A 759-nucleotide genomic window follows, 5' to 3' on the forward strand; every position below is an offset into this window, starting at 1 on the left:
GTGTAGGTGTTATACTGTTCTACACCGTCTATGGTTAATTTGAACTGTGCAGTTAATCTATCTTCCGTACAATTTCTTAAGTAGATTACAAAATCTTCAATTTTAGAAAAGGTTATTTCAAAATGGGTATTGGTTGCTGTATCTTCATAAGTCCATGTGCCTATAAATTTATTGAGTTCACCATTTATGTCTTTAAAACTAATATCGCTCGCTAAGAAGTTCGTTGTATATTGAGTTTCTATAGGCGCCACTAAATTTTGCGCCCAACTACTTATAGCCATTAAAAGCATAAGTGTATGTATATATATGTTTTTCATTATTGCGTGTTTTAAAGTTTAATCCAATTAATAATCTCTCCTTCACTATTGTAAACTGCGACATATAAAGATAAAGAAACCGGTGATGCATTAAAAATGCTGTCATCGGTTTTTAAATTTCTGATTGTTTTAAGCTCGACTACTGCTTTACTAACACCATTTCTAATGGCATTTTGTAGACATTTACTTGTTCGCCTGATGCGATATTGGTTACTTTTCTAACGGCGTTTTTCCAATCTAACGTCTCTTCCCCAGATGTATTGGTATATTCTATTTAATAATCTCTCCTTCGCTATTGTAAACTGAGACATATAAAGATAAAGAAACCGATGATGCATTAAAAATGCTGTCATCGGTTTTTAAATTTCTGATTGTTTTAAGCTCGACTACTGCTTTACTAACACCATTTCTAATGGCATTTTGTAGACATTTACTTGTTCGC

1 protein-coding gene is annotated in these 759 nt (G+C 32.5%); it reads right to left on the minus strand.

The window, feature by feature from the left end; genetic code table 11:
- On the minus strand, positions 1-317 hold a 317-nt coding region (locus tag ACVC2P_RS20325; protein ID WP_452600263.1), incomplete at its 3' end, for a DUF6705 family protein.
- Positions 318-759 lie beyond the last annotated feature (442 nt).

It is taken from the genome of Pontimicrobium sp. MEBiC01747 (assembly GCF_053601635.1).